Here is a 2,433-nt window from a genome sequence, read left to right as displayed (position 1 = left end):
TCCACAGAGTTTGGGGAAACCTTCTCGTCCAAGAGTGAACACAGAAAACCTAGAGAATCTCGTCTCTTTTCGTCAGATCATTTCGGACCCATGAAATAAAAATCCCGCGCGAGAATTTCCCCACCCAAAACCGCGGCATTTCCTCGAAAGCACCATAGCTCTCCATGGCATCGAACAGTATGGTGTCTATCCGGCGCTTCCAATTCCTGTGGTTCATCATCGTGAGGTCCACCATGATCGCCTCAAGACATTCAGCACCTGGGCAGCAGGCAGTCGATACGAGACCGCGGGTATGGATGAGACATTGTCCCTCCTGTTGTCTGGTCCTTCGAAAGGTCGACCCGCAAGCCCCCTGGACTTGCGAATGTGGATGGAAAGGAACCCAATCGTGGTAAACTAACAGTGGAGGTTGAAATGGCGACCGGCACTTTTTCCCCACATGATCTGAAGGGCGCCCTGATTCTCTTCCTATGCTTTGCCATGTTGGCGTTCATCTGCGGCTTGGCGGCGCTGTCCACGGTCATGCGCCCGGCCAAATGGAGTGACCGCCTAGAGAATCGGTAGAGGACAACCCGACAGCCTTGGCCCGGCATGCAGGCCGATGGTCCCTGCTTGCAGCCCGGTTCTCTCTCGCGCATCGTTCATCGATCCTCCCTCGCTCCGAGCGATTCTTTCACCTGAGGTCACAGGAAGGTGATCGCGGTGTGTTCCAGACTCGCCCTGGGCTCACAGCTTGAGATTGGAGCCCGGCAAGGATCGGACAAGAATAAAGAACGCCGGGCGAAGGACATGCGCGGATTAACGCGGCGTCCCTCGCGGCATCAATGAAGAAGGCTTCGCCTGCTACTGAGGCATTTCCCGGCGGACATCAACGAAGTACGGCGCGCCTGACAAGCTGGTCAGCCACACGAAGTGCGGTTTGGAGGCGCCGAGCGGGTTCGAACCGCTGCATCGCAGTTTTGCAGACTGCTCCCTTAGCCACTTGGGTACGGCGCCCCACGAAGAGCAAACGTGGCATTATAGCGGGCATGGGAAGGCGAACTCAACCGCTGGGTGCGGTAGGCGGCGTGGATCAGCGCGACGGAAGAACTGGGATTTCGCGGCGACCTGTGCTGGTCGATTCCGAGGAGGCGAAAGACTGATTCCAGGCTGAGGGATTCCGGTCATGTCCGGAACCTCGAGCTTGAGAGGTTTCCTCATGGCCTTGCGCTTCTTTTTCTTTGGCCATCACTTCGACTTCGGCGATCAATGTGTCCATCAGGTCGGCCATCGGCACCTTCCGATCCAACTTGCCCTTCTTGAATAGAATTCCGACGCCCTCGCCTCCGGCGATGCCGATATCCGCCTCTTTGCCTTCGCCGATCCCATTGACGACGCAACCAAGCACCGACACGTTCAGCGGCGTCTTGATGTGACCCAATCGCTTTTCGAGTTCATTGGCCATGCGCACCACATCGATCTCCACCCTGCCGCAGGTGGGACAGGCGATGACGTTGATGCCACGGTGGCGCAATTCCAGCGACTTCAGGATCTCGAACCCGACGCGGACCTCTTCAACCGGATCGGCGGCGAGTGAAACCCGCAGCGTATCCCCGATGCCGTTCATCAGCAGCCACCCCAGTCCGATCGAGGATTTGACCGCACCGGTTAATACAGTCCCGGCTTCGGTGACGCCGATATGCAGCGGATAATCCGACTGGTGCGCGAAGATCCAATAGGCATCCACCGCCATGTGGACATCGGACGCCTTCAACGACACCTTCATATTCGTGAAGCCGATATCTTCCAACGCATGTACGGCGTTCAACCCGGACTCGGCCAATGCTTCGGCGGTGGGATATCTGTACTTGTCGAGCAGGTGGCGTTCCAGCGAACCGGCGTTGACGCCGATCCGGAGCGGAATGCCCCGGTCGCTGACGGCCTTCACGACCTCGGTGACCTTCCACCAGGCGCCGATGTTTCCAGGATTGATGCGGACGCAATCCACCGTTTCCGCCGCCTTGAGCGCCAGCCGGTAATCAAAGTGAATGTCCGCGATGATCGGGATGTGGATCTGGGATTTGATCTTAGGAAGGGCGGCCGCCGCTTCCATGTCCGGAACCGCCACGCGGACCAGCTCGCAGCCGGCCTGTTCCAGTTGGTGAATCTGCTCCACCGTCGCCGTGACATCGCTCGGGTGTGGAATCGTCATGGATTGGACGGAGATCGCGGCATCCCCGCCGATCCTGACGTTCCCGACGGTAACCTGTCTGGTCTTTCGACGACGGATAAACATTCCGACCGGCTCCCTCAACTCCCCTGCTCGTCGCCTTCCGGGTGATACAGGCTTTCTCCCCTCAGGGAAAAGGTCTCTCTCCTGACGTTGCGCGCACGGACCTCGCCTCCCTTGGTGGAAAGCTGCTCCCAGAATCCCTTCACGGTTTGGTAGATGCC

The 2,433-nt window shown here is 58.5% G+C and carries 2 protein-coding genes and 1 tRNA gene; 1 reads left to right on the top strand and 2 read right to left on the bottom strand.

Annotation, left to right across the window (positions count from 1 at the left end):
* Window positions 1-414: 414 nt before the first annotated feature.
* Window positions 415-564 (top strand): hypothetical protein, encoded by a 150-nt coding sequence (locus tag ACOSYY_RS12040; protein ID WP_289267697.1) that lies wholly within the window; start codon window positions 415-417, stop codon window positions 562-564.
* Window positions 565-920: 356 nt separating this feature from the next.
* On the opposite strand, the gene ACOSYY_RS12035 is transcribed toward ACOSYY_RS12040, so the two are convergent.
* Together ACOSYY_RS12035 and ispG are read right to left on the bottom strand one after the other, a co-directional pair.
* Window positions 921-996, bottom strand: a tRNA-Cys gene (locus tag ACOSYY_RS12035).
* 76 nt (window positions 997-1,072) lie between these two features.
* A complete protein-coding gene (gene ispG, locus ACOSYY_RS12030) occupies window positions 1,073-2,275 on the bottom strand; it encodes a flavodoxin-dependent (E)-4-hydroxy-3-methylbut-2-enyl-diphosphate synthase (protein WP_526023317.1) in 1,203 nt (400 codons plus the stop codon).
* Window positions 2,276-2,433 lie beyond the last annotated feature (158 nt).

It is taken from the genome of Nitrospira sp. BLG_2 (assembly GCF_049222245.1).
The sequence above is the reverse complement of the archived record's forward strand: the minus strand, read 5'-3'. Positions and strand labels throughout refer to the sequence as shown.

Excerpts from the sequence above, each read along its gene's own strand:
- ACOSYY_RS12040 (WP_289267697.1), top strand. The coding sequence starts at position 415 with ATGGCGACCGGCACTTTTTCCCCACATGATCTGAAGGGCGCCCTGATT.
- ispG (WP_526023317.1), bottom strand. The coding sequence starts at position 2,275 with ATGTTTATCCGTCGTCGAAAGACCAGACAGGTTACCGTCGGGAACGTC.